This window comes from Blautia sp. MSJ-36 (assembly GCF_018917985.1).
Taxonomy (GTDB): Bacteria; Bacillota; Clostridia; order Lachnospirales; family Lachnospiraceae; genus Blautia_A.
The window spans coordinates 19,967-41,042 of the sequence record NZ_JAHLPQ010000025.1; the positions used below are offsets into that span (position 1 = coordinate 19,967).

22 protein-coding genes are annotated in these 21,076 nt (G+C 42.8%); 2 read left to right on the forward strand and 20 right to left on the reverse strand.

The window, feature by feature from the left end; genetic code table 11:
• Window positions 1–17: 17 nt before the first annotated feature.
• The 11 genes from purE to KQI39_RS13850 form a co-directional block, all read right to left on the reverse strand.
• Complete coding sequence (gene purE, locus KQI39_RS13800) at window positions 18–518, reverse strand: 5-(carboxyamino)imidazole ribonucleotide mutase (protein ID WP_015525905.1); 501 nt, start codon at window positions 516–518, stop codon at window positions 18–20.
• A 124-nt stretch (window positions 519–642) separates the two neighbouring features.
• The gene (locus KQI39_RS13805; RefSeq protein WP_442860762.1) at window positions 643–2,724 is read right to left on the reverse strand and encodes an aminopeptidase; all 2,082 of its coding nucleotides are present in this window, start codon (window positions 2,722–2,724) and stop codon (window positions 643–645) included.
• On the reverse strand, window positions 2,705–3,316 hold the full coding sequence (locus KQI39_RS13810; RefSeq protein ID WP_216419040.1) for an HD domain-containing protein: 612 nt from the start codon (window positions 3,314–3,316) through the stop codon (window positions 2,705–2,707). Before KQI39_RS13810 ends, KQI39_RS13805 begins: the two co-directional genes overlap by 20 nt.
• Before the next feature lie 3 nt (window positions 3,317–3,319).
• Window positions 3,320–3,634: a hypothetical protein gene (locus tag KQI39_RS13815; RefSeq protein ID WP_216419043.1), complete on the reverse strand. Its 315-nt coding sequence runs from the start codon at window positions 3,632–3,634 to the stop codon at window positions 3,320–3,322.
• On the reverse strand, window positions 3,634–4,125 hold the full coding sequence (locus KQI39_RS13820) for a VanZ family protein (protein ID WP_330597639.1): 492 nt from the start codon (window positions 4,123–4,125) through the stop codon (window positions 3,634–3,636). The genes KQI39_RS13815 and KQI39_RS13820 overlap by 1 nt, the downstream gene beginning before the upstream one ends.
• Window positions 4,126–4,169: 44 nt before the next feature.
• Window positions 4,170–4,322 (reverse strand): hypothetical protein, encoded by a 153-nt coding sequence (locus tag KQI39_RS13825; protein ID WP_173762129.1) that lies wholly within the window; start codon window positions 4,320–4,322, stop codon window positions 4,170–4,172.
• Between the two features lie 73 nt (window positions 4,323–4,395).
• Complete coding sequence (gene pyrE / locus KQI39_RS13830; RefSeq protein ID WP_148447734.1) at window positions 4,396–5,070, reverse strand: orotate phosphoribosyltransferase; 675 nt, start codon at window positions 5,068–5,070, stop codon at window positions 4,396–4,398.
• Window positions 5,071–5,215: 145 nt separating this feature from the next.
• Window positions 5,216–6,121, reverse strand: a complete 906-nt coding sequence (locus tag KQI39_RS13835; protein WP_021977584.1) for a dihydroorotate dehydrogenase — start codon at window positions 6,119–6,121, stop codon at window positions 5,216–5,218.
• A complete protein-coding gene (locus tag KQI39_RS13840) occupies window positions 6,118–6,912 on the reverse strand; it encodes a dihydroorotate dehydrogenase electron transfer subunit (protein WP_216419045.1) in 795 nt (264 codons plus the stop codon). The genes KQI39_RS13835 and KQI39_RS13840 overlap by 4 nt, the downstream gene beginning before the upstream one ends.
• Window positions 6,913–6,927: 15 nt before the next feature.
• Window positions 6,928–7,854 (reverse strand): orotidine-5'-phosphate decarboxylase, encoded by a 927-nt coding sequence (pyrF, locus tag KQI39_RS13845; RefSeq protein ID WP_216419047.1) that lies wholly within the window; start codon window positions 7,852–7,854, stop codon window positions 6,928–6,930.
• 2 nt (window positions 7,855–7,856) lie between these two features.
• Window positions 7,857–9,149 (reverse strand): dihydroorotase, encoded by a 1,293-nt coding sequence (locus KQI39_RS13850; protein ID WP_216419049.1) that lies wholly within the window; start codon window positions 9,147–9,149, stop codon window positions 7,857–7,859.
• A gap of 302 nt (window positions 9,150–9,451) precedes the next feature.
• Between KQI39_RS13850 and KQI39_RS13855 the strand changes: the two genes are divergently transcribed.
• Window positions 9,452–9,652, forward strand: coding sequence for a cold-shock protein (locus KQI39_RS13855; RefSeq protein WP_015525894.1), 201 nt, complete (start codon window positions 9,452–9,454; stop codon window positions 9,650–9,652).
• A 180-nt stretch (window positions 9,653–9,832) separates the two neighbouring features.
• On the opposite strand, the gene KQI39_RS13860 is transcribed toward KQI39_RS13855, so the two are convergent.
• Together KQI39_RS13860 and KQI39_RS13865 are read right to left on the reverse strand one after the other, a co-directional pair.
• The gene (locus KQI39_RS13860) at window positions 9,833–10,087 is read right to left on the reverse strand and encodes a hypothetical protein (protein WP_021977580.1); all 255 of its coding nucleotides are present in this window, start codon (window positions 10,085–10,087) and stop codon (window positions 9,833–9,835) included.
• A gap of 132 nt (window positions 10,088–10,219) precedes the next feature.
• Window positions 10,220–11,059 carry a DegV family protein gene (locus KQI39_RS13865; protein ID WP_148447726.1) on the reverse strand — a complete coding sequence of 280 codons (840 nt, stop codon included), beginning with the start codon at window positions 11,057–11,059 and terminating at the stop codon, window positions 10,220–10,222.
• A gap of 157 nt (window positions 11,060–11,216) precedes the next feature.
• Here KQI39_RS13865 and KQI39_RS13870 point away from each other — a divergent pair, with 157 nt between their 5' ends.
• The gene (locus KQI39_RS13870) at window positions 11,217–11,720 is read left to right on the forward strand and encodes a DUF5721 family protein (protein WP_216419051.1); all 504 of its coding nucleotides are present in this window, start codon (window positions 11,217–11,219) and stop codon (window positions 11,718–11,720) included.
• Here the strand turns inward: KQI39_RS13870 and KQI39_RS13875 are convergent, their stop codons facing one another.
• From KQI39_RS13875 to KQI39_RS13905, 7 genes are all read right to left on the reverse strand, one after another.
• Window positions 11,721–12,053, reverse strand: a complete 333-nt coding sequence (locus tag KQI39_RS13875; protein WP_148447722.1) for a sporulation initiation factor Spo0A C-terminal domain-containing protein — start codon at window positions 12,051–12,053, stop codon at window positions 11,721–11,723. It abuts the gene before it with no gap.
• Between the two features lie 300 nt (window positions 12,054–12,353).
• A complete protein-coding gene (gene htpG / locus KQI39_RS13880; RefSeq protein WP_216419053.1) occupies window positions 12,354–14,402 on the reverse strand; it encodes a molecular chaperone HtpG in 2,049 nt (682 codons plus the stop codon).
• A 253-nt stretch (window positions 14,403–14,655) separates the two neighbouring features.
• Complete coding sequence (locus KQI39_RS13885; protein ID WP_216419054.1) at window positions 14,656–17,550, reverse strand: COG1470 family protein; 2,895 nt, start codon at window positions 17,548–17,550, stop codon at window positions 14,656–14,658.
• Window positions 17,551–17,683: 133 nt separating this feature from the next.
• Window positions 17,684–17,941 carry a glyoxalase gene (locus KQI39_RS13890; RefSeq protein ID WP_148447716.1) on the reverse strand — a complete coding sequence of 86 codons (258 nt, stop codon included), beginning with the start codon at window positions 17,939–17,941 and terminating at the stop codon, window positions 17,684–17,686.
• A gap of 14 nt (window positions 17,942–17,955) precedes the next feature.
• Window positions 17,956–18,621, reverse strand: coding sequence for an HAD family hydrolase (locus tag KQI39_RS13895; protein ID WP_216419056.1), 666 nt, complete (start codon window positions 18,619–18,621; stop codon window positions 17,956–17,958).
• Between the two features lie 8 nt (window positions 18,622–18,629).
• The gene (locus tag KQI39_RS13900) at window positions 18,630–19,235 is read right to left on the reverse strand and encodes a Maf family protein (RefSeq protein ID WP_216419059.1); all 606 of its coding nucleotides are present in this window, start codon (window positions 19,233–19,235) and stop codon (window positions 18,630–18,632) included.
• Between the two features lie 163 nt (window positions 19,236–19,398).
• The gene (locus tag KQI39_RS13905; RefSeq protein ID WP_216419060.1) at window positions 19,399–21,066 is read right to left on the reverse strand and encodes a glutamine--tRNA ligase/YqeY domain fusion protein; all 1,668 of its coding nucleotides are present in this window, start codon (window positions 21,064–21,066) and stop codon (window positions 19,399–19,401) included.
• Between the last annotated feature and the right edge of the window lie 10 nt (window positions 21,067–21,076).

Sequence of the window (21,076 nt, forward strand, 5' to 3'; positions counted from 1 at the left end):
AAATTTATAAACGGTTCTTAGTAGTTCTTGTATCCAACTTCCTGGAGTCTTGCATCTTTCTTTTCAACCTGTTCTTTCAGATCCTGGCTATACGCTTTCAGTCTGGAAAGAAGCTCTGCGTCAGAAGTTGCAAGGATCTTGGCTGCAAGAAGCCCCGCATTGGCACCGCCGTTGATCGCTACTGTGGCAACCGGGATACCGCTTGGCATCTGTACGATAGAGTAAAGGGAATCTCTTCCTCCCAGAGATGTTGTATGCATCGGGATACCGATCACCGGCATTGGAAAGATCGCCGCGCACATTCCCGGAAGATGAGCTGCCATTCCTGCGCCTGCGATGATTACTTTGAAGCCTTTTTCTTCTGCTGTCTTTGCATACTCGAAAAATACATCCGGTTCTCTGTGTGCGGAAATGATCTTCATTTCATAATCAATCCCCAGTTTCTCCAGGATATCTGCTGCTTTGCTCATAACCGGCATATCTGAATCACTACCCATTACAATTCCTACTTTTGCCATTGTGTTCTCCTTTCGTGGTACACCAACTGAATGTTTACCTGTAGTTGTTTGACTATTGTTATGGTTATTCTACGTATATTCTCACTTTCTGTCAATACGATCGGAAAAACTGTAAATTTACTAATTAACTTATATTAATATTTAATGGAAGATTCTCAAAAGGACGGTTTAATTCCTCGGTTCCAGGAAGAACAAACCTTCCATTTTCGATAATGGAGATCATTTCTCCCTCATCATCGATCACCCGGATACTTCCAAGCTCATCATAAGGAATGGTGATATCCGTGTGGCATCCATAATAAGCAAGGCTTACATCATCTTTACGCATCTCGGAAATCTCATTATCCCTGGCAATGATCTCCTTTCCGTCCGGATTGTATACCGGTGTATCTTCTGCCCAGCTGTAGCAGGTATCACCTACTGCGAAATGCGGTCCCATTTTCTCTGCGATCAGGATCGGAAGCTTATCCGCAATTCCGTATTTCAATGCAGCCACATAAGCTGTGGTGTTTGTACCGATGGCAAATTCGCCCATCGGGATCTTTGGATGATGATGGAGGATGTTATCCTCGATATATTTCCGGTTTTCTTCTTCTGTTTTAAAATTGGAGCAGGTATAATCGATCACCTGACCACAGTCAAATACCAGTTTCAGATCACGGAACTGCAACCCGTTCAGATAAACTTTTTTCACATGAAGGATCCCACCGGTTCCTGCAAGCTGCGGGGAGGTAAAAACTTCTCCTACCGGAATATTCACATCTGCCACACAGTTCTCAAAATTCGTCTGTTTCTTCGGATCTGTCAGCTCATGAAGATGGATCAGAAGATCCGTCTCATTATCTCCACGGCCTTTGACCTCCACCCACTCACAGGTATCCAGGGTATTGATGATCGTCTGCTGGATCTCCTGATAGAGATGATAGTCCAGTGTGTTGATCTTTACGATCTCACGGAAAATTTCCGCATAGTTTCCACCAATCTCCGGAACCGGATAGGCAATAATGGTAAAACTTCTCTCATCGCCCTTAATGTAACGGTTTACGATCTGTCCGGATTCATTGTCAAGCTCTGTCTGAAGCTTCTGCTGTGCCTCGCTTAAGGCATAAGCCTCCGGTTTGCTTACCGGTGAAAATGGTGTTTCTCCGAAAGTATCAATGCAGGCCGGCCCTCCGTGTACATTAGCAAGTTCCTTAAATTTCTCATAGGAGGTCTGCATAGCACGAAGCTTCCGCTGTATAAAATCTGCATCCAGAAACAGTGCACCGTCCTGACGATGATCATAGTCAAACTGCGGATTTGCAACGCCACCTGTATATCCCACACGTACAGCCCCTCTCTTATTTACCGCATGAGTCCCATGGCGGTAAATAACCGGTTTCAGTCCCATTTTTTCAAACTGAAGGATCGCTGCCTTTACCATGCGCTCAAATCCAAGGCTATAGCGGATATTTACAGTTTTCTTCTTTGTGATATCTTTTCGTCCGGTGATAAATCCGATCCGATAACCTTCTGTATAAGTAGAAGCCATCTTATCGATCTCTTCCTGGGAAAGGGAATTTAAGAACTCCGCCACTCCTGTCTCATTCTCAGAAACATACTCTCCGTAACGATACAGATATCTCAGATCAGAAAGATCAGAATTCATAATAATCTCTGCTGCAAAATCAAGTTCCGGATCTACGCCCTCCCGGATTCTCTGTTCCATCATATCCTGACAATAGTCATTCACATAGGAACGAAGGATTCCCTCTATTGTTGCAGCCTCCGGAAGCTCTTCCTCACAAAATGCAGAGTATACTTCCAGAAACAGTTCCATGGATACGGTCATATCCCACAGTCTTTTCTCATGTGCATAAGCCACTGTTCCGGCAAGTTCTGCATACAGGAAACTGAAAGCTTTTCCATAATCTCCCAGCTTATTTACTGCATAAGCCGGATTTCCATAACTGCTTTCATAGTTTTCCGGAAGGATATCCTGATAAAAGCGATGATTTCGCTCCTTCAGCTCCTCCAGGGTAAGTTCCACATTCTCCTCATCCATCACATCTGCTGTCATGGAAAGAAACTGCGCCATCTTTCTGAAAAAATCTCCAAACGGTTCTTTTACCGTCTCTTCTGTTATGACCTCACGGATCCGTTCTTTTGCAAGTCCGTAACGTTCTTTCATGCATTCGTCCAAAACTTCATCTCCCATCTTTTTCATCATCAATCACATGCCCCAGGGCAATATGTTTGTCGATCAGTTCTTTCATATATTCCCAGATCACTTCAGATCCTTCTCCTGTTTTCCGGTTTCTCTTATAGATCTGACTTTTCTTTACCTGATGTTCTTCCCAGCTTCTTCCGTTGGAAGCATCATTCAGAAAAAGAGGCTGGCAGTTATCCAGTACATGGGCAAATTTTGCTTCCGGAGTCTCATAAGCCTCAAATTCTTCCCAAAGCGCTTTCAGCCACTGTCCCTGATCTTCCGGCAGCAATCCGTAGATCCGTTCCGCTGCTTTTCGCTCTCTGGCATCCTTGGTGGCTGCCCCTTTCTCATCGTACGCATAGGTATCTCCCGCATCAATCTCCACAAGATCATGTGCCAGTACCATGGGAATTACCTTCGACAGATCCACTTCCTCGTTGGAATATTCCTTCAGAAGCACTGCCATCAGCGCCAGATGCCAGGAATGTTCCGCATCGTTTTCTTTCCTGTTTCCGTCTGCAAGATACGTCTGACGGAAAATATTTTTGACTCTATCTACTTCCAGGATAAAATCAAGCTGTTTTTTTAATCGTTCTTTTTCTTCCATTTTTTATACTCCTGATAAAAAAAGTCCCAGCCAGATTACCAGAATCACACCGTTTAAGATTGATCCGATCATACTTGTCCGGTGTTTCCGATTTTCCTCTGAAAAGCTGGAAAGGCCCAGTGCAAAGCCGTATGCTGACAGCAGCATGGCAAAAAGCCCGGTTCCGCCGATCAGGCCCCCGAGCTTTCCATCAAGAAAAAGTGCAAGCACAACTGCCACAATAAACAGCACGAGGGAAGCTACTGCCAGTCCTACGGACCACTTTCCTTTCGCAGCTTCTCTTTTTTTTGCAAATGCATATCGATATCTTCTTGCCATTAATGTTTTCTCCTAATTTTGTCGCAGACTGCGTAAATTCCATATCCCAGTGCCGCGCCCAGAGTATTCAGTATCATATCATCCACATCAAAACATCCGACCCTGGTGATCAGCTGGATCACCTCCACCGTCAGACTGATGGAAAAACCGGATAATATAATAAAAAAGCCATTTCGCATTCTTCGGTTTATCACCGGAAGAACAAACCCATATGGCATAAATCCCAGCACATTTCCGAAAATATTTGTAAAAAGTGCAAACATCCCTAATTGTTTCCTGTAGACCCAAAAACGCCTGATTTCAACAAACGGAACAAAATTATATCGAAATTCTCTTTCCGCGTCTGCTACCCGGCCATAACCTTCCGAAAAGAAAAGAAGGTATACAAGTATCAGGACATACAGCACAAAAAAAGCTGTCCCGAGTTTTTTTACTCTGTGTTTTGTCCCCTTTTTCAATATTCTCCCCTGCTTAAATGCCCGAAAAGCCACACGAAACAGAGTGCGGCTTTCCGGAATTTTTGTTTATATTTTTCCTAGATCAAAATCTCTGATTTTCTTTTGAGCAGTCTCGCACCGTTCACGATCATCAGAATCCCTGTGACAAGTCCCGTCACCAGAACGACAATACCGAGTGCAAGACTTCCCGCCCCGCTGCTCGCCATGGTTTTATAAATTTTTTCATTCATAAGTCTGTGTCCTCCCAGTAAAAGCGGACATTCGGAATCCGCTGCTCTTTTATTATGATATTCTGTACCAGTATTATTCTGCACCGTACTGCTCATAATATGCATCGATGGCTGCTTTCAGTTTATCATCAATCACAACACGGCCTTTGTATTCTTTATTGTAGAGGTGCTCAACCACCTCAGCCATGGTTACAATTGCTGTAGTCTGAAGACCATAATTCTCTTCAATCTCTTTCAGAGCACTCTTGGTTCCCTGACCACGTTCCATACGGTCAACAGAAACCACAAGACCGATCGGATTTACATCTCCCTGTGCTTTGATAATCGGAAGTGTTTCCTTAATGGATGTTCCGGCAGTCGTAACGTCCTCAATGATCACTACTTTATCCCCATCCTGGATCGGGCTGCCAAGAAGGATTCCCTTATCTCCGTGGTCTTTTACTTCCTTACGGTTGGAACAGTAACGGATATCCTTTCCGTACATTTCACTGATTTCCATGGTTGCTGCCACAGAAAGAGGAATTCCTTTATATGCCGGTCCAAACAGCACATCAAAATCCAGTCCGAATTTGCTCTCGATCGCTTTTGCGTAATACTGACCCAGCTTACGAAGCTGTGCACCGGTGCGGTAAAATCCTGTATTTACAAAAAATGGTGTTTTTCTTCCCGATTTCGTAGTAAAATCTCCAAATTTCAGGACATTACAGTCGATCATAAACTCAATAAATTCCTGCTTATACTGTTCCATTTATTTAATCCTCCATATTTTTCATGTACACAGCAAAACGGATATTCATTCTTTGTTCTGCTGTGATTCGTGTGTGCAATCACTTTGCTTATCCGCGTTCATTCTAACATATGTATAACAGAATTGCAAATTATGGAAATTCCCTTTATTTCACTACACCGATCAGTTCATTGATATCTTCAACCTTCTCTTTTTCAAGAAATGCCTGGATTCCCTCCGCAATTTCTTCTGTTGCATAAGGATTGAAAAAGTTTGCGGTTCCCACAGATACGGCAGTAGCGCCTGCCATGATAAACTCCAGTGCATCCTCACAGGTTGCGATGCCACCCATTCCGATGATCGGAAGGGATACCGCATTTGCCACCTGATATACCATGCGGACAGCGACCGGTTTTACTGCAGGGCCGGACATTCCGCCTGTTTTATTTGCCAGCGCAAATGTACGACGGTTGATATCGATCTTCATTCCTGTCAGAGTATTGATCAGGGAAAGCACATCTGCACCACCGGCTTCTGCTGCTTTCGCCATCTCGGTAATATCGGTAACATTGGGGCTCAGCTTCATGATCACCGGCTGTTTTGCATATTTCTTAACTTCTTTCGTAATGTCTTCAAGAGCTTTCGGATTCTGGCCAAAGGCAATCCCGCCTTCCTTGACATTCGGACAGGAAACATTGATCTCCAGCATGTCCACCGGCTCGTTTCCAAGACGTTCCACAACCTCGCAGTAATCCTTCGTGGACTTTCCGCAAACATTGACAATGATCTTTGTATCATATTTCTTAAGGAATGGAATATCTCTTTCACAGAAAACATCAATTCCAGGGTTCTGAAGGCCGATGGCATTGAGCATTCCGGACGCCGTCTCTGTTACCCTCGGTGTCGGGTTTCCCGGCCATGGTACATTGGCCACACCCTTTGTCACAACTGCGCCAAGTTTATTCAGATCCACAAATTCACTGTACTCTGCTCCGGAACCAAATGTTCCGGATGCTGTCATCACCGGATTCTTAAGTTCTACGCCGGCAAGATTTACTTTCATTCTGCTCATAACTCTACCTCCGTACTTAAGAATACAGGTCCATCTTTACATACTCGCTTGTTATGTACATGGGAATGGGAATCTACATCTTTGGATTTACATACGCAGGCAAGGCATGCACCTACACCACAGGCCATACGTTCTTCCATGGAAATCCAGCAGGGAATTCCCTTTTCAAGGGCATATGCCTTGATGGCACGGAGCATTGGCGCCGGTCCACAGGCAAAGATCGCATCTGCCTCAAGGCCATTCTCACGGATAGCATCCATGACATTCCCCTTTGTTCCGGCAGATCCATCTTCCGTTGCCACATAGACATCTCCGTAAGCTTCAAATTCCTTATTCAAAAACAGCTCATCTCTGTATCCAAGAACCATGATCTTCTCTGCATCCAGCTCTTTGGCAGTTTCCAGCATTGGCGGAATTCCAATTCCACCGCCCATGAGAAATACTTTTTTGCCTTTTACTGCATCCAGTGGAAAACCATTTCCAAGAGGTCCCAATGTCTCAACAGGTACTCCTGCATGAAGTCTGGAAAATTCCTCCGTACCGGTTCCTTTTCCGGTAACACGATATACCAGTCTCAGTTTTCCCTCTTCCTTATCGATCTCACAGAGACTGATGGGTCTTGGAAGAAGTTTGCTGCCATTACGGCTGTAAAGAGATACAAACTGTCCCGGCACTGCATTTTTTCCAATTTCCCCTGCATCCAGCCACATGCTGTAGATATCTGTGCCTATACATTCTTGGCTTAGAACCTTACAGGACTTTTTTGTTTTTTTACTTTCTGACGTGCTCATAAAATGCCTCCTGTATTATCTGTTCTCCAGTGCGCCGCTGATGTCCGCGATCATATCTTTTACAGCCGCTCTGGAGGCATCTGCGTAATTTTCAACACCAAACTCTTTATATTTTTCCTGCTTGTATGCAGCAATGATTCCTCTGGAAGAGTTTACAATAGCGCCAAGTCCATCTTCATTAAAGAAATGGACAAGATCTGCTCCTTTTCCACCCTGTGCCCCATATCCAGGAACAAGGATAAATGTCTTCGGCATGATTTTTCTTAATACTTTTCCCATTTCCGGATAAGTTGCACCTACAACAGCGCCTACATAACTGTATTCGTCGCCCATAAGCTCATCGCCCCACTGTGCAACTTTCTCGCCTACCAGCTCATAGAGCGGACGGCCGTCAATAACACGATCCTGAAACTCACCGCTTGACGGGTTGGAAGTTTTTACCAGAACAAAAATACCTTTTTTCTCCTCTTTGCAGATATCCATAAACGGTTTCACGCCATCAGAACCAAGATACGGATTGACTGTAGCAAAATCCTCGTCAAAACCTGCATATTTCTTAGAGCCTACCTGAACCTGTCCCAAATGTCCAACTGCATAGGCTGCAGATGTAGATCCGATGTCACCTCTCTTGATATCACCGATCACAACCAGATCTTTGGATTTACAGTAATCAACGGTCTTCTTGTATGCAATCAGCCCCGGGATACCAAACTGCTCATACATGGCAATCTGTGGTTTTACTGCAGGAATCAGATCATAGGTGGCATCCACAATTCCTTTGTTATACTGCCAGATTGCTTCTGCAGCACCTTCCAGGGTTTCCCCGAACTCTGCAAAAGCCTTCTTCTGGATATGTTCCGGAATATAATTCAGCATAGGGTCCAGTCCTACAACGATTGGTGCATTTGTTTTGCGAATGTTGCTGATCAGTTTGTTAATCATGATTATTTCTCCTCCTGATTTTCAAATACAATTTTTCCGTCACAGATGGTATAAAGAACTTTTCCCTTTACTTTCCATCCATCAAATGGCGTATTGTGACCTTTGGAAACAAATTTATTTTTATCGATGGTATACTCCTGCTCCGTATCTACAATAATTACATCTGCCGGGTGGCCTTCCTGCAGCGTTCCGCTTTCGAGTCCCAGAATCTTTGCTGGGTTCAGGCACATCTTCTCCACCATCTGTTTTAATGTAATCACACCTTTTTCTACCAGCTCTGTGTAGGTAAGCGGAAGGCTTGTCTCAAGTCCTACGATTCCAAATGGCGTATTCTTCATGGAACCTGTTTTTTCCTCTGCACTGTGTGGTGCGTGATCTGTACTGATTACCTCAATGGTACCATCTTTCAACCCCTGTTTCAACGCTTCCACATCCTTCGGTGTACGAAGAGGCGGATTCATCTTGTAATTCGGATCATCGGTTTTTATATCATCAGATGAAAGGATAAAATGGTGAGGGCACACTTCTGCCGTGATGTTATCATATCCTTTTTCTTTTACGAACTTCATCATCTCGGCATCACCATAAGTGGAACAATGGCAGAGGTGAAGATGCACACCTGTTTCCAGCGCCAGAATGATATCTCTGGCCGTAATGGTATCCTCCACCGCATTGCAGATTCCCGGGAGCCCCAGTCTTCTGGCATTCTCGTCATCGTTCATACATCCGTCCCCACGCAGGTCAATATCTTCACAGTGATCAAAAAACGGAACTCCGCATTCTGCCGCAATTTTCATTGCTTCTTTACAGAGTGCTGTATTCATCACTGATTTACCATCTTCGGAAACTGCCGGGATACCGGCCTTTACCATTCCTGCGATATCCGAAAGCTCCGTTCCCTTCTCACCCTTCGTGGCAGCACCTGCCTGAAGCACATGAATGCCGGAAACCTGGGCCGCTTTATTATGTACATAATTTACTCTGTCCGGATTATCAATGGTAGGAGTTGTATTTGGCATGGCAACTACTGTTGTCACACCTCCATGGGCAGCTGCCGCCGCACCGCTCATAATGTCTTCCTTATGTGTCTGTCCCGGATCACGAAAATGGACATGAAGGTCGATGATTCCCGGCATGACCAGCTTTCCTTTTGCATCAATCACACGGTCGCCTTCTTTCTTTTTCAGCTTCTGGCCAATTTCCGTGATGATCCCGTCTTCCAGATAAATATCGCCTGTTTTATCCGTATCTGTAGCCGCATCCACGATCCGGCCTCCTCGAATCAGAATCCCCATTTATGTTCTCCTCTCATCTTTTTATTTTCCATATCTACTATATCATACACGAAAATTCTCTTTTTATAAAGATTTTTTTTACAAAGCGTTTCAGTCCTGTTTTATGTACTGAAATTGTTGGAATTTTCTCCTTGACATTTCAAAACACGGGTTATATAATCAGAACATGGCAAGATATTTAATGTAAAATCACTAGTTTTTAGAGATTATATTTACATGAATATAGTCTGTAAAATCTGGTGATTTTTTATTATCATCAGAAGGCTATTTTAACTTTTTTATTTCTATGGAGGTAACACAAAATGAACAAGGGAACTGTAAAGTGGTTCAACGCAGAAAAAGGCTATGGTTTTATCACAGGTGAGGACGGACAGGATGTATTCGTACATTTCTCCGCAATCAACGGTGAAGGCTTCAAATCTCTTGAAGAGGGACAGGCTGTATCCTATGACTTAACAGAGGGCGCTCGCGGAATGCAGGCTGCTAACGTTACAAAGTTATAATTTACCCGATAAATCTATAACCATAAAAAACGTATAAGTCAAAACAGGTTTGCTTCAGAGCAGACCTGTTTTTTATTATATTGTTTTATGTAAAAAAATCTCCAGGATGCTCATTCCTACATCCTGGAGATTTCTTCATCTTTAATTATTTTATTTTGGTTACTGTCATCAAACAAGCCTTTACTCGGCGCTGTCTGAAGATAATCCTGAAATATAATCTGTCAGTGCTGATGTATCCATTACTGTATCTACTTTCACACTGGCCTCTTTCGCCTGGATCTTCGCATAAGCGGAATAGCCGATCCAGCCTACAAACAGTGCCGCGATCAGAATCCACGCTGCCATCTCAAGAACAAATTCCACCCGTTCTTTCTTCTGAGCACTGCTTCGTCCAAATTTGTTGTTTTTATATTTGTCAACTTTCTTCTGGCTCATTGTTGTTCTCCTTTGCCGATTCAAATACTCCGTTTATTATAGCACATCTGTTTTCAAAAGAAAAGCAGCAACTCCAGAAAGAAATGTGATAATTTTCTGAACAATAAGCCAGGGACCTGCACTGCCGCAAGATCAGACAGCAACAATAACGCCTCCATCATTCGCATACATGCTGCTGACTCCTGCAGTATCCATAACAACGATCTTCGCAGGATTCAGTCTCTCCCGGATAGCTTCTTCCAGCATCTTCGCTCTTTCCGGGCAGTTACAGTATGTGATGGCAACAGTCTTTTCGTGGATATTGATTCCTTTTTCTCCAACATGCTCCACCATCTTTACAATCGCCTTATTCATTCCTCTTGCCTGGTCAAGTTGGCAGATACTTCCCTCCGGAGTAGATCCCATAACCGGTTTGATCTTCAGTGCACTGGCTACCAGCGCCTTTACCCTGCTCAGACGTCCATTCTTACGCAGCGTTTCCAGATTTTCCAGTACGAAAAATGTACTCATTTCTTCAATATACTTATCTACCGTCTCTATGACTTCCTCAAAGGAAAGTCCTTTTTCTTCACATTCCACAATCTTCATGGCAATCAGGCTTTCTCCACCAGATGCAGACTTGGAATTAAATACATGAATTTTTTTCCCGGGGTTATCCTCCAGAAACAGACTCTTTCCAAGAACCGCACTGTTGTAGGAACCGCTCAGCTCAGAAGAAAGTGTCACTGCATAAATGTGATCTGCTTCACACTCATAAGCTTTCATATAACGCTCCGGAGACGGGCATGCGGATTTCGGGCACTCCGGGCATGCAGCAACTTTTTTCAGAAAGTCCTTCTGGTCAAAAGTTTCATCATCTATAATACTCTCGCCACCAACCATCAGTGTCAGCGGTACAGATTCAATTCTCTCATCATCTTTCCATTCATTCAGGAGTTCTCCACAGCTATCTATCGCAATCTTATAACTCAATTATATCGTCCTCTTTTCCATTATATGTAGTATTCAATACCACATCTATGGTATCACATAAACAGGTATTTGAAAAGAGTTTTTTAAAAAGTCTGTCCTTTTTTCTGTATCTGAGATATAATATCTACACGCAATCAAAAAAGAAAGGAAGTGCGGCATGCTGGCATTAAAAATCACAGATATCCGGGATTTTACAAACAAGCTTTTTATAGGAGAAGTATTCGATAAATTCTGCCTGTCCGAAGCAGTGATCACTACTTTTAATACTTTCACCATCGACGGCAGACTTCAAAAAGATTTCTTTGATACAGACAGTCTGAACAAAATCACAGAACACGGCCGGACGCATTCTCTCTGGAGGGACACAAAACCCTTCTGCTGGTCTGTAATCCGCGGAAAACGTACACCGTTAAGTTTTAAAATTGTACTTCATCTGAGCAGAAGCGGAGTGGAAGCCGCAATACGAAATACAGATTCTGAAATTTCCTCCGAGCAGATTGACGGATTATTTTTAAATCTTCAGTTTAAAAATGGAAGTCTTCTCTGTACCACCGGAACCTCTCTTCGGACTTTTTCCATGGACAAACGGCCGGAGCAGCTCTGGGATGATATGATTCTTAACTTTCTGACTCAGAACCAGATAATTTTCGAAAAACTGTAGTCAGCTGGTTTCTTCCATTTCTCTCAGGTAATACGCCAGCATATCAATAAATTCACTGTTGGTCGGTTTATCTTCTAACTGATATCCTGCAATTTCATCCAGAAGTCTTCTGTTTCCCTCCCAACAGACATTTACCAGTGTCCGAATATCGTGTTCTACATTTGTTGGCGTTGACTTATATTTTCTGGCCAGACACGGATAAATGTCTTTTGTAATCCGTAACGGTTTATACTGATAACCCATTGAAATCTTCACAGCCTCCGCCGTGAAGAAATATCCTTTATATTTCGAATTCGCTCCCAACCTTCTTATCAGACCATATATGTTTTTCATACACCTTTCCTCCCTATTTCTGTTTTTTCTCTTTTTAAATTCACTTCCTCATATATAATACGACACTTATTCGTATTTTTCGCTTTCTTCTGAAAATTTATTTTTTACATATTAGATACTGATTTCGTTTTTTTACAGCATTTTCACCTGAGAATTTAATTAATATGTATTATATACCCATAATATCCAAAATTGTGTTAAAGATGCGTATATTGTTATAAAAAAGACAATTATTCTATTTATAAAAAAAGAAGGCTCTGCCCTAATAGGCAAAGCCCTCTCTGTTCCTGATTCCGTTATTTATTTTGTGAGAACCATAAGAATATCATTGCTTCTCTTGACAAATTTTGTCATTTCCTCCGGAGAAAGCTGTTTATGGCTCATCATTGCCAGATCATAGAGCTGTTCACAAATCACCGGAACATGCTCAGATTCCTGATTTTCTGCCACGAATTTCACAAGTGGATGATTTGCGTTCAGAACAAGGATTTCCTGTCCTCCGAACATATTCGGGTCCATTCCATACATATTGTACATTTTCATCATATCCTGCATACGGCGGCTCTCTTCTGGAAGTGTAATCATCGCTGCAGTATTTTCATTTTTCAGTTTTTCTACTTTTACTTCCAGTTTGTCTTTGCCGAGGTTTTTGCGGAATACATCTGTCAGAGTCTTTACTGTTGTTTCATCTGTCTCGCCATCTTCACGAAGCTCTTCTGTAAGATCCGCATCAATTCTCTTGAACTGAATTTCCTGATCCTGCTGCTCAAGATGAGAAATAAACTGAGAATCTATCACATGTTTCAGGATTACAGCATCTTTTCCTGCCTCGCGGAACATGTTAATATACTGGCTCTGCTGTACTTCATCTGTAACATAATAGATAACTGTCTTTTCCGGTTCTTCCTTTTCTTCTTTCTTGGATTCATCCGAAGTTTTCTCTTCTTCTGTTTTGGCTTCTTCTTTTTTATTTTCCTCAACACAGTCTTTCAAGGTAAGATATTTGCCATCCAGATTTTTGAAGAGAATATAGTCATTCATCTTCTCACCGAATTTTGAATCCTTGATGCAGCCAAATTTGATAAACGGACTGATATCATCCCAGTATTTCTCATAGGATTCTCTGTCAGTCTTGCACATTCCTGTCAGTTTGTCTGCAACTTTCTTTGTAATATACTCGGAAATTTTCTTGACAAAACCGTCATTCTGCAGTGCGGAACGAGATACATTCAGTGGCAGATCCGGGCAGTCAATGACACCTTTCAGAAGAAGAAGGAATTCCGGAATTACCTCTTTAATGTTATCTGCGATAAACACCTGATTATTATAAAGTTTGATTGTTCCCTCAATAGAATCGTACTCGGTTCTGATTTTCGGGAAATACAGGATACCTTTCAGGTTGAACGGATAATCCATATTCAGATGAATCCAGAACAGTGGTTCCTTGTAATCCATAAATACCTTACGGTAAAATTCTTTATACTCTTCATCTGTACACTCATTTGGATGTTTCATCCACAATGGCTGTGTGTCACTTAACGATACCGGACGTTTATTAATTTTTACCTTGTCTTTGGCAGGAGAAATTTCAACAACTTCTTTCTCGCCTTTATCGTTCTCTTTCTCCTCTGTCTTGGCTTCTTCATGGATATGCTCCACTACTACATCGTCGTCACGGAGATCTGCTTCGTCAATAGTTTCATATTCCTGCTCTGCGTTTGCCTTGGAAAGATAAATATTTACCGGCATGAAAGAACAGTATTTCTCAATTACTTCACGCATGCGGTATTCATTTGCAAACTCCAGGCTTTCTTCATTAAGGAAAAGAGTGATTTCTGTTCCAGGCTCTGTCTTATTTCCATCTGCCATCTCGTATTCTGTACCACCATCACAGATCCAGTGAACCGGTGTGGAACCCTCTTTATAAGAAAGAGTATCAATATGAACTTCGTCCGCAACCATAAAAGCGGAATAGAAACCAAGTCCGAAATGACCAATCATCTGATCATCGGTTGTCTTATCTTTATACTTCTCAAGAAACTCTGTTGCACCGGAAAATGCAATCTGAGTAATATATTCCTCTACTTCGTCTGCCGTCATACCGATACCGTTATCAATAAACTTCAGGGTCTTCTGATCCGGATCCACAATAACATTCACTGCCGGTTTATATCCGTCCGGAAATGTATAATCACCCATAACTTCCAGTTTTCTCAGCTTGGTGATTGCATCACATCCATTGGAGATCATCTCTCTTACAAAAATATCATGGTCTGAATATAACCATTTCTTGATAATCGGGAAAATATTTTCACTGTTGATTGATAAACTTCCATGTTTTGCTGACATGTATGTCACTCTCCTTTTACTTTTATTCCTTATATTCCCGGCAGAACCGGAAAACTGTTTCTGTCTTTACTTTATCATCCTGCGGATTCTTTTATCCGGCTGACTAAATATATACTAATACGACTTTTTACAAAAGTCAAGGAAAATTTAGCACTCACCATTTTCGAGTGCTAGTAACAATTTTGTATTTACCATCTAAAAATCCCCTCGCACATCAAGTCATGCGAGGGGTCGCTATCTGCGTATAATTTATTTATTTTTTCTTTCTGCGATACACAAGAATACCACCAATGCATACTGCTGCAACAACCAGAACAATCACAAATGTCATAACCGGTGTACTGTCTCCTGTCTGCACTGCCGATTTTTTGTTTGACTGCGTAACAGCAGGACTCGGTGTTGCTGTAAGAATCTCGGCCTGTGATACAGCAAAAGCAACGGTACTTTCTGACTGTGTACCTGTATCTTTCCAGTTGGTGCCATCATATTTCTGCTGTCCAAAAGTAACTTTTAAGGTGTAGTTACCCGGTTTGCTTACGCGGAATGTTGCTGTGTACGGTGCTGCATCCCATGTACGCTCCTCTGTAATTTTCCAGCTTTTCGGAAGATATCTGGTGTCTCCCTTACGTGGGCTGGCATTATCCATTCCTGCTCCCACCGCTGTAAAAGTAATCTTCGTGTTGGTATCATACTTGCCATCCGGATCAATTCCTGTGATCTTATTATCGGAGGCAGCTGCCTTGGAACCACTGTATCCGTTTACAGTCACACTTACTGCAATCACTGTGCTGATTCCATCCGGATTTTTTACCCCATCCGGAAGTTTGACAGTACCTTTTACATTAAATGTCTGTCTGTCCGCAGAGGACGGATTGTAAGAACAGCCATTTACATCCCACGTTACAGAAGCTTTCTGTTCTCCCTTTGTTGTCTTAATTGTTACTGTTTCCGGAAGTTTCAGTGCTTTCTGTGTCTTCTCGGTACCATTTGGAAGATCTTTAATGTCAGACGGTTTTTTTATTCCCGTCAGATTATTTTCTTTTTTCGTATTATCCGTCTTTTTTTCTGTGACAGTGAAATGTGCATTTACAGAAACTTCCACATCCGTGCTGCTGGAAACCGCAATGTCTTCCACATATTCAGATGCAGAAAGGCCACCTGCCGGCTGTACAGTAAATGTAGCGCTTTCTCCTGCGTTAAGCTCTGTCTTGGAAAGACTGCTCACTGTATAATTCATACCGGAAGGCTGCTGCAATGTAATTGCTGTGTTTCCGGTATTGGTAACGGTAACCGTCTGCGCCTCCGGAATATTTTTGTATCCTTCCTCTGCATTTCCAAATTCCAGATTCTCCGGGCTGACAGAAAGATTATAAACTGGTGCAGGTTCTGTCACTTCAAATGATACGGAAACTCCATCTTTTATGCTTCCATCTTTATCCGTTATCTGAATTGTTCCATTGTAGCTGCCTGCCGCAAGACCTGTCTTCGGCTGTACGGTAAACGTAGCATGATCTCCCGGATTAATCACTTCCGCCGAAATTGTACCTACTTCATAGTTTCTGGCGGTTGGCTGTACCAAACGAACCGCTTCTGTTCCGGTGTTTTCAACTGTTACTGTCTGCGCTTCTGGCGCTGTACTGTATCCCTGTTCCTGGCTTTCAAAATTCAGTTTTTCCGGACTAACGCTTACCGATACTATTTTCTGAGGCTCTTCTTTTACTGTTACTGATGCTTTTACTGTTACCGATGCATTGTTATCCGATGAAACAAAGACAAGATCTTCTGTGTAAGAATCTTCTTTTGCTTCAAGACCGATTTTTGGCTGCACGGTAAACATCTGCTCATCCCCCTTGGCAAGCTGGATATTTCCGTCACTTTCCACTGCACTGACCGGCGCAATGTCAAATATTTCAGAAACCGGCTGTACCAGTGTCACTGTCTCTGTACCATCATTTCTGACTGTAACAGTTCTTGTTTCAACATTATCATAACCTGCAGTCAGATCATCAAAAGAAAGTTCTTCGGAGTCTACGGTAAGTTTATAGCTTTTATCTTCATTTTCTTTTGGTTCGGTTGTTTTTCCAGAATCCGCTTTATCGTCTTTTTCTCCTGCTTCCACTGAAAAATCTGCCTCAAAGAAAACATCTGCGCCTTCTTCTGTCTGATAGGTAATCAGATCTTTATATTCTCCAGCTTTCAGCCCTTCTCTTGGTTTCACCCATACGGTAATCGATTCACCACTTTTCAGTGGCTGATCGTTAATATCCTGTGCCATAAAATTCTCCGGCGCAATTTCTTTAAAATTCAGATCTCCGGTTCCATTATTGGTAATGGTAACATACTGTTCTCCTGGTACTTCCGTATATCCTTCTTCAACAGATCCAAAGTTCAGGACACCACTTCCGTCTTCTGTGGAAGCCGCCGCCGAATAGGTAAGTTCTTCGGCCTGCTCTGTCTTTTCTTCCTGGTTTCCGCCAACCTCAATAATTTCGGAAGTCTCTGTAGAAGAATCCTGTTTTTCTTCTGTATTGGATACTTCTTCCTGAGAACTCGTATTTTCATCTGTACCGGTTTCTTCTATACTTTCTTCGGTTTCCGTACTTTCATCAGACTGTGCGCTCTCATCTGTTTCTGTATTTTGGTCTGCTGCCGGGGAAATTTCCGTTTCTGGACTTTCCTCTGTGGAATCCTGTTCTGAAGTTTCATCCGATTCGCTCTCACTGTCGGCAGCTTCTTCCTTCTTCTGCTGTGCAAGAGCTTTTGCTTCTTCCTCCGTCGCGGAAACTTCCTGCGTTGTTACCGTAAGTTCACCACTGATTCCCATTTCTTCTTTACCTGTAATTTTAAGAACAATGGGAAGTCCCAGATCCTTTTCTTCCACCTTATAGGTTTTATCGGTTCCTACTTCTGTAAGCAGATCACCATCTTTCAGCGACCATGAAAAGCTCACATAATCATCTGTAATTCCTTCTGGCTTTACCTTGGAATAATCTGCGCTTAAGGTAACACCTACTGCAATTGTCCCTTTAATTTTCAGTTTGCCATCAAGTGCTCCCTGGGGAGCTGCAGCGGCAAATACCATAGATGGAAGTAATGTAACCATCATAAGCACGGCCATAATGACTGCCAGTACTCTGTTTTTCTTCATATTCCATCCTCCTTTACATCATTTTTAATTTTCTGCGTTTCTGTCAGATTTTTGCAGACCTTTCTTTGCTGATGTAAGTTTACCATATTTAATTTTCGGGGATGTAATTCCTGTTTTCCGACATATTTTTCCATCAGCCTTCAACAATCATATATTTTCCATCCGGAAGTTTAAATACTTCACTCTCTTCTTCCAGTTCTTTCAGGGAAAGACCTTCCACATCTGCGCCCATTCCATCCAGATATTTTTTTACATCTTTCAGAGAATCCAGAACAACTGCCATACAGTCTTCCAGAAATGCCTCTGCCTCTTCAAAATCATCTGCTACAGGCTCATCAAAGAGCTGTCCCTGTTTTTCCAGAAATGTCTGGACATATTCTTTTTTGTACATTTAAAAATCCTCCTTTATTTATTATTTTTCTCCTGATATATAGAAAAAAGATCCATCGGTTTATCTGCCACAATATCTGCGCCGTTTTCCTCCAGTTCCCTGCGTCCACGAAATCCCCAGAGCGCACCTACGGTATACATTCCGGCTGCTTTTCCTGTCTGCATGTCTGTTTTTGTATCTCCGATATACATACATTCTTCCGGTTTCACGTCGAATTCTTCCGCAATCTTTAACGGACCGTCCGGGGCCGGTTTTCTTCGGATTCCCTCCTGCTGTCCCATTACTTCGTCAAAAGTATCTCCATAAATTGCTTTTACGACTTTCTGTGCCGCAATGTGTGGCTTGTTGGAGCATACTGCCATTTTCAGTCCCGCATCTTTCAGTTTCTGAAGGGTTTCCGGCATGTTTTTATATGGTACAACTTTATAAAGGGGATCTTCATCAAACTTTTTGCGGTAAAGTTCCCGGACTTCTTCGTAATGGACCAGTTCCGGATCTCCTGCATCGATCAGGCATCTTTTTATCAACATGTCTGCGCCTTCTCCACTGTAATAGCGGAAATTGTCTGCCGGCTGCGGCTTCAGGGAAAATTTCTCCATGATTTCATTTGCCACATATGCCATGGATTCCAGCGTATCTGCAATTGTTCCGTCCAGGTCAAAAATACAAGCTTTTATCATTTTGTCATTCATCCTCTCAGGTTTATTCCCAGTTTCTTTGTCTCATAGATCAGCCTTGCCACCGGCAGTCCGACTACATTGTTGTAATCACCGCGGATCCCTTTCACATAAGCTCCCCAGGCGCCCTGGATTCCGTAGCTTCCTGCCTTATCCATGGGATCTTTACTATTTACATATTCTGCGATCTCTTCCTTTGTTACCGGGTAAAAAATTACATCTGTGCATTCATGAAACGTATGAATTTTCCAGTTTTTCTCTTCTCTTACAAGAACTGTCACACCCGTATATACCTGATGTGTGTTTCCCTGCAGCATACTCAGCATCTCCACTGCTGCTTTCGGGTCTGAAGGTTTCCCAAGGATCTTTCCCTCATAGGAGACTATGGTATCCGCTCCGATTATAAGAATATCCGCCAGATCATCCGCCTGTTCTTTTTCCAGTGCATGTGCGGTAAACATAGCCTTCTGACAGGAAAGTTCCTCAACCACCTTCGAAGGCTCTGTGCTGGTGATGCGTTCTTCACCACTGGCAGGTTTTACCTCAAATGTGATTCCCACCTGGCTCAAAAGCTCCCGCCTCCTGGGAGACGCGGAAGCAAGCACGATCTTTTTCATATGTGTATTCCTCTCTTTCTGTGTTATCAGTATAACCTTTTACGGAAGGAGGTGCAACCGGAATTGTCAAAAGAGAATTTCTTCCAGATCATAAAATATAATACGCCGGGATATCTGTACATCCCGGCGTACTGTCTGTTATATATGATTTACAGTTTTGATCTTATGCCTTCGGCAGTTTGAAAGAGCTCTTAAGAGACACAATACGGTTAAATACCGGTGCACCCTCTTTGGAGTCATGGATATCTGCACAGAAGAATCCGTTGCGGACAAACTGATAGCTGTCGTAACCTTTTGCTTTCAGAAGTTCCGGCTCAACGTAAGCACTTGTCACGGTAAGAGAATTTGGATTTACATTGAGAGATCCGTCTTCTTTATTGTAAACACCTTTCTCTTCATCTACGATATTCTCGTAAAGTCTTACCTCAACCTTGCCTGCATTGGATGCCTCTACCCAGTGGATGGTTCCTTTTACCTTACGTCCGTCCGGTGCGTTTCCACCCTTGGTTTCCGGATCATAAGTACAGTGAACCACACGGATTGTTCCGTCATCATCTGCTTCATATCCTGTACAGGTTACAAAATATGCATTCATAAGACGGACTTCATTTCCGATATAGAGACGTTTGTATTTCTTCGGCGGCTCTGCCATGAAATCATCACGTTCGATATAAAGTTCTCTGCTGAACGGGATCTTTCTGGTTCCAAGTTCCTCGTTCTCCATATTGTTCGGAGCTTCCAGGTACTCAACCTGTCCTTCCGGATAATTGTCGATCACAAGCTTGATCGGATCAAGGATTGCCATCATACGTGGACGTTTCAGTTTCAGATCCTCACGGATGCAGTACTCAAGCATTGCATAGTCTACAGAGCTGTTAGCCTTGGAAACACCACAGAGCTCTACGAATTTACGGATGGATTCCGGTGTGAATCCACGGCGGCGAAGTGCAGCAATGGATACCAATCTCGGATCATCCCAGCCATCTACGATTCCATCCTCAACAAGTTTCTTGATGTAACGTTTACCTGTAACAACGTTTGTAAGGTACAGTTTTGCAAACTCGATCTGCTTCGGCGGATGTGGATACTCCAGTTCTTTTACAACCCAGTCATAAAGCGGTCTGTGATCCTCAAACTCCAGAGTACAGATGGAATGGGTCACACCTTCGATCGCATCCTCGATAGGATGGGCAAAGTCATACATCGGATAGATGCACCATTTGTCTCCTGTGTTGTGATGCGTCATGCGGGCTACACGGTAGATAACCGGGTCACGCATGTTCATATTCGGAGATGCCATATCGATCTTTGCACGGAGAACCTTTTCACCGTCTCCGTATTTGCCCTCGCGCATCTCCTCAAAAAGCTGAAGGTTCTCTTCTACAGTACGGTTTCTGTACGGGCTCTCTTTACCTGGTTCTGTAAGAGTTCCTCTGTACTCACGGATCTGGTCTGCAGTCAGATCGCAGACAAAAGCCTTGCCTTTTTTGATCAGCTTCACAGCAGCCTCATACATCTGGTCAAAATAGTCAGAGGCAAAGAAAAGTCTGTCTTCCCAGTCTGCACCAAGCCATTTTACATCAGCTTTGATGGATTCTACGAATTCGGATTTCTCCTTTGTCGGGTTTGTATCATCAAAACGAAGGTTAAATTTTCCGTTGTATTTCTTTGCAAGTCCGTAATTTAACAGAATGGATTTTGCATGTCCGATGTGAAGATAACCATTCGGTTCCGGTGGAAAACGTGTATGCACAGTGTCATAAACGCCTTCTTCAAGATCTTTGTCTATAATATTCTCAATAAAGTTTTTGGAAACTGTCTCGTTGTCCATGATTCTCCCT

Excerpts from the sequence above, each read along its gene's own strand:
- purE (WP_015525905.1), bottom strand. The coding sequence starts at position 518 with ATGGCAAAAGTAGGAATTGTAATGGGTAGTGATTCAGATATGCCGGTT.
- KQI39_RS13805 (WP_442860762.1), bottom strand. The coding sequence starts at position 2,724 with ATGAAAAAGATGGGAGATGAAGTTTTGGACGAATGCATGAAAGAACGT.
- KQI39_RS13810 (WP_216419040.1), bottom strand. The coding sequence starts at position 3,316 with ATGGAAGAAAAAGAACGATTAAAAAAACAGCTTGATTTTATCCTGGAA.
- KQI39_RS13815 (WP_216419043.1), bottom strand. The coding sequence starts at position 3,634 with ATGGCAAGAAGATATCGATATGCATTTGCAAAAAAAAGAGAAGCTGCG.
- KQI39_RS13825 (WP_173762129.1), bottom strand. The coding sequence starts at position 4,322 with ATGAATGAAAAAATTTATAAAACCATGGCGAGCAGCGGGGCGGGAAGT.
- pyrE (WP_148447734.1), bottom strand. The coding sequence starts at position 5,070 with ATGGAACAGTATAAGCAGGAATTTATTGAGTTTATGATCGACTGTAAT.
- KQI39_RS13835 (WP_021977584.1), bottom strand. The coding sequence starts at position 6,121 with ATGAGCAGAATGAAAGTAAATCTTGCCGGCGTAGAACTTAAGAATCCG.
- KQI39_RS13840 (WP_216419045.1), bottom strand. The coding sequence starts at position 6,912 with ATGAGCACGTCAGAAAGTAAAAAAACAAAAAAGTCCTGTAAGGTTCTA.
- pyrF (WP_216419047.1), bottom strand. The coding sequence starts at position 7,854 with ATGATTAACAAACTGATCAGCAACATTCGCAAAACAAATGCACCAATC.
- KQI39_RS13850 (WP_216419049.1), bottom strand. The coding sequence starts at position 9,149 with ATGGGGATTCTGATTCGAGGAGGCCGGATCGTGGATGCGGCTACAGAT.
- KQI39_RS13855 (WP_015525894.1), top strand. The coding sequence starts at position 9,452 with ATGAACAAGGGAACTGTAAAGTGGTTCAACGCAGAAAAAGGCTATGGT.
- KQI39_RS13860 (WP_021977580.1), bottom strand. The coding sequence starts at position 10,087 with ATGAGCCAGAAGAAAGTTGACAAATATAAAAACAACAAATTTGGACGA.
- KQI39_RS13870 (WP_216419051.1), top strand. The coding sequence starts at position 11,217 with ATGCTGGCATTAAAAATCACAGATATCCGGGATTTTACAAACAAGCTT.
- KQI39_RS13875 (WP_148447722.1), bottom strand. The coding sequence starts at position 12,053 with ATGAAAAACATATATGGTCTGATAAGAAGGTTGGGAGCGAATTCGAAA.
- htpG (WP_216419053.1), bottom strand. The coding sequence starts at position 14,402 with ATGTCAGCAAAACATGGAAGTTTATCAATCAACAGTGAAAATATTTTC.
- KQI39_RS13885 (WP_216419054.1), bottom strand. The coding sequence starts at position 17,550 with ATGAAGAAAAACAGAGTACTGGCAGTCATTATGGCCGTGCTTATGATG.
- KQI39_RS13890 (WP_148447716.1), bottom strand. The coding sequence starts at position 17,941 with ATGTACAAAAAAGAATATGTCCAGACATTTCTGGAAAAACAGGGACAG.
- KQI39_RS13895 (WP_216419056.1), bottom strand. The coding sequence starts at position 18,621 with ATGATAAAAGCTTGTATTTTTGACCTGGACGGAACAATTGCAGATACG.
- KQI39_RS13900 (WP_216419059.1), bottom strand. The coding sequence starts at position 19,235 with ATGAAAAAGATCGTGCTTGCTTCCGCGTCTCCCAGGAGGCGGGAGCTT.
- KQI39_RS13905 (WP_216419060.1), bottom strand. The coding sequence starts at position 21,066 with ATGGACAACGAGACAGTTTCCAAAAACTTTATTGAGAATATTATAGAC.